Genomic DNA, 3218 nt, shown 5'->3' on the forward strand with positions numbered 1-3218 from the left:
CATCATCTCCGTATTTTTCCCTAAGACTTGCTAGGGTCTGAATGGGTTCGTTTTGTTCTCCAATTAATGAGGCTAAGTAAAGGCTTTCTAGTTGTTTTTCAGACATTTTATACTGCTTAGCCAAATTCATTTTTTTGAATCGTTTTGACACTAAGTCTTTGCAGTTATTCTCAATATCTTTGATCTTATCAATTAACTGCTTAGCTCGAACTGTTTCACTATCTAACGAAAGACTCTCTCTATATCTAGAGCGGGTTAACTCATGAACTTGTTTCTCTACGACTTCAAGATATAAACCAAGATTATTATATACAGATTCTTGATCAAAATCTTTCTCGTCAAACCAGTCAGAAAGATGAGCATCTTGATAGTTTTGAGCAAAACTGTATAGATTGTTGGCTAGGCACTGCGTTTCCCTTTGAAGCCATTTCTTGACAACTAGAGTCGCATATCTATCAATGTTGACGGCTGATACCGTTCTATCTAATAATTGAGTAAGTTTGTTTAAACCTCCTACTCTATCAAGGTCATTTTTGTCTTCTAAGTAACTTTTTACTGACAAAAAATCTGTTACGCTATCAATACTAGACAATTCACAAATTCTCTTGTACAATAGTCGGTGACTCTCGACATAGAAATGTTCCGATTTAAGTATATCTTTTACCCTAGCGAAGGCGTTAGGATCTAATAAGATTCCCCCTAAAATCGATTCCTCCGCTTCTATGTTGCTAGGCGGTAAATCTGGTAAGGCTCTTAAGATTTGCTCCTTACGTTGTTTAAAATCGACTACCATTGTTAAGTCCTCCTTTGGACAATACCCCCTAGTGTTAATGGCAAGCACTAGGGGCTTTACTTTTGTTAATTAAAATGGGATAGAATCAGATTTCTTTTTGCCAACAGAAATCTTGATATTTTTGGATAAATGAGACAAATTAAGTGAGCTTAATGGAGTTGGAAGGCTTTCTAAATAGCCTAAAAACTCAATCAATTCGGGAAGACTTAATACTTGTAGAGAACGTTTGCCGTAAGTTTCTAGCAAGTATTCTCTACGGGTTTGTGTGTCCCATTTGACTCTTTTACACTGTGTTACAATGAGTTCTAGTAACTGTTCAAACATCCTTTCGGTACAATCTTTTATGTGTTCGTTAATGTTTTTAGAATTCATTGGAAGGTAAGGCCTTAACGATTTTTGGGCTTAACGGAGGAAACTCCGGGAAATCATTTTTGATGCCTTGAGCTTTCATAAAATTAGTCATCTTATTGTATTGATCGAGGCATTCTGCATAGATAACTGACATCTCCTCTAGCTTTGACTCGATGTCAGTTATCTTTTTTTTTGCGTTAGCATAGCGATCAAAACTGTTAAGGTTTGAGTGGACTCTTTCTCTTAAATCCTCTAAAGCAGCGTCAAAGTCTTCAATATATTCAAGATCAATAGTGAGTCCTAATGTCTCAGGAATGTTGCTATTGTTGTATAAATCAGCAGTAGCGGAATAGTGGATGGTCAAGTTTGTCATAGTTTTAAGGTAGGTAAAAAGGGGCAAAAGCCCCATATCGTAAGATTTGATAGTTCTAATTTCCAAGTGAGGAAAACGGCAAAAAGTTACATCAGAAAATTAAAGATTTTTAATAGGCAAATCCTCAGTTTTAAGTAATAATTGAGACAACTACCAGGCAGTAGCGGGCCGGGAAACCTGACCTACTACCTAGATAGTTGTTTATTGGGAAAGAGAGGAAAGCTGTAATCTCTACCTCTCTACTTCCCTACAACTCGATTGACTGCAAGTTGCATTCTTATTAAAATGAAAAACGTAAAAGAAGTCAACCCCGAAATAGGAAAATTGCTTAAAGATTTTCGTGAACAAAAACTTAAAATGAGTCAACGCGGTTTTGCCAAAGCAATTGGCACAGAACAGTCGACTATTTATAGATGGGAAAATGGCAAAACTACACCCACGTTAACCTTGCCTCAAGTAAGAGCTTTAATTACTTTAATTTCTGAAAATGGGTTGAATCCTGTCAAAGATTTTCCCTTTGATGAAAATTAGACATCCAAAATGGGAATAATTAAAGCAAACTAGCCGGGATAGCTCATGTTTGAATCTTTGTTAAAAAACCGATTTATTCAGTCTTTGGGGGTCGGTACGTTCTTCTATCTGCTTATTATGATCGGTGATAGAATCTTGTTATGGATTTTGTCAGGGTTAAGAACGTTTGCTACGTGGTATCAGTATCACGCCTCCCCTAACGCTTTCAAAATTTCCATCGGGATTAGTGTTGTATATTTGCTGATCAACGCGGTTTTTAGCAGCCGTCAAAATAATTAACATTTTCTAATTCTAGATGACCGTCCCAATTGGGACGGTTTTTTATTATTTCCAGGTAAGCCCCCAAGCATCTAACGCCTTATTAAACGTTCGGGCGTTCCAGTTCCAGGGATTTTCGGGGCCAGGATAACCGTGTAGAGCTAGATAATCGGCACATTCTTTTTTAGTCCGTTTACGGCTACCGTTAATCTTGGTCATTTCGTTCGATCCGATTATCTCTCGAAGCCAGTCTATAGCGTCGTTTTGACTGTAACCGCTACAATTGGGTACGTCTCTAAGATCAACCTTTTCAAGTTCGGGTTCTTGAATGTTTGGGGGCAAACTTGATGACTGGATCATATCCTTCAAAGCTTCTAACGCCATTGAGTTTCTCTGTTTATGATTGTTAAAACTGTCAGCCATTTGTTCTAAGGCTTTTTCTAAGGATTCGATCCTTTCCTCTAGTTCAGATAAGTCCTGTCTTGGGTGTTTTTCCTCTTCTAGTATGCCTAAGACTAATCTTTTGGCACATAAAGCTGCTGATTCATTGTCTTTACTGAGTTTTTCAAGCTTTTCTATCAGATCAGACGGGAGACTAAATTGAATAGTATTTTTTGCAGGCATATAGGGTGTATAGGTATTGTATAGGTTATTTTATTGTACATCAAACAACCTACAAAATATATAGATAAACACCTATAGTATTGATAGATAAAAAACCTGTTGACTTATAGGTGAACAACCTATACTATATTCATAGGTGAACAACCTATAGAACCTAGAAAATTAAAGAGGCAACTATGCCAGACGTAACAGTCCATTCCGTCCATTCTAACTGGATTACAGCCATTTTAACATTAAAAGATGTTCAAGTGCTGATTAATGATCCTAGTACAGACAAATGCGGTATCA

General features: G+C 36.9%; 5 protein-coding genes. 1 reads left to right on the plus strand and 4 read right to left on the minus strand.

Features of this window, described 5'->3' with window-relative positions; genetic code table 11:
- The 3 genes from C4E06_RS16065 to C4E06_RS16075 form a co-directional block, all read right to left on the minus strand.
- A partial coding sequence (locus C4E06_RS16065) for a DnaB-like helicase N-terminal domain-containing protein (RefSeq protein WP_304529252.1) occupies window positions 1-793 on the minus strand: 793 nt, incomplete at its 3' end.
- A 69-nt stretch (window positions 794-862) separates the two neighbouring features.
- Entirely contained in the window at window positions 863-1165 is a 303-nt protein-coding gene (locus C4E06_RS16070; RefSeq protein WP_107668982.1) for a hypothetical protein, read from the minus strand.
- Complete coding sequence (locus C4E06_RS16075; RefSeq protein ID WP_157951172.1) at window positions 1155-1517, minus strand: hypothetical protein; 363 nt, start codon at window positions 1515-1517, stop codon at window positions 1155-1157. The genes C4E06_RS16070 and C4E06_RS16075 overlap by 11 nt, the downstream gene beginning before the upstream one ends.
- Window positions 1518-1802: 285 nt before the next feature.
- Here C4E06_RS16075 and C4E06_RS16080 point away from each other — a divergent pair, with 285 nt between their 5' ends.
- The gene (locus C4E06_RS16080) at window positions 1803-2048 is read left to right on the plus strand and encodes a DNA-binding transcriptional regulator (RefSeq protein WP_107668984.1); all 246 of its coding nucleotides are present in this window, start codon (window positions 1803-1805) and stop codon (window positions 2046-2048) included.
- A gap of 324 nt (window positions 2049-2372) precedes the next feature.
- Here the strand turns inward: C4E06_RS16080 and C4E06_RS16090 are convergent, their stop codons facing one another.
- A complete protein-coding gene (locus tag C4E06_RS16090; RefSeq protein ID WP_107668986.1) occupies window positions 2373-2930 on the minus strand; it encodes a hypothetical protein in 558 nt (185 codons plus the stop codon).
- Window positions 2931-3218: the final 288 nt, after the last annotated feature.

The sequence above is a fragment of the Cyanothece sp. BG0011 genome, assembly GCF_003013815.1.
In the GTDB taxonomy this organism is placed as follows: Bacteria; Cyanobacteriota; Cyanobacteriia; order Cyanobacteriales; family Microcystaceae; genus Crocosphaera.